At 26.2% G+C, this 602-nt stretch carries 1 protein-coding gene; it reads left to right on the top strand.

Going from position 1 to position 602, the window contains the following annotated elements:
- Positions 1-512, top strand: a 512-nt coding sequence (locus AS160_RS09265) for a transposase (RefSeq protein ID WP_165148076.1), incomplete at its 5' end; no start/stop codon positions are given.
- Positions 513-602: the final 90 nt, after the last annotated feature.

Below are 602 nucleotides of genomic sequence, written 5' to 3'. Positions count from 1 at the left end.
TGATTGCTGCTTATTTCCCAGGTTTATCTAAAGAACTTAATTTATCTAAAACTCTTTTATCTATTTTATCTAATCATTCTGCTGATGATATTGTTAATATGTCTATTGATGATTTGTTTGATTTAGTTTCTTCTTTATCTAAAAGAAGACTTGGCATTGACTTTGCTGAAAAACTTAAATCCATTATTACTAAGATTTATCGTTCTACTTTAAATGATTTTAATACGTCCAATTTTAATATTGCTCTTGCTTTTGATAGAGTTAAGAAATCTCAAATCAAGCGTATCGACAAACAACTAGAATTATATTTTAAACGTATTGACACAACTCTTAATACTATTCCAGGTATTTCTGTTGTTTTATCTATGTCTATTATTTCTGAAATTATTAATATCGATAATTTTTCATCTGATTCTAAATTATCCTCTTATGCAGGATTACGCTGGGACTTAAATGATTCTAGTAAAAAAACTGATAATCACAAAAATTTATCCAAAAAAGGTAATAAATAGATACTATCTATATCAAGCAGCTTCTTATGCTATTAGATATGATCCTGTTCTTAAATCTTATTACAAAAAGAAAAGAGATCAAGGTAAATC

Origin of the sequence: Marinitoga sp. 38H-ov (assembly GCF_011057715.1) — a bacterium.
Classification (GTDB): Bacteria; Thermotogota; Thermotogae; order Petrotogales; family Petrotogaceae; genus Marinitoga.
The sequence above is the reverse complement of the archived record's forward strand: the minus strand, read 5'-3'. Positions and strand labels throughout refer to the sequence as shown.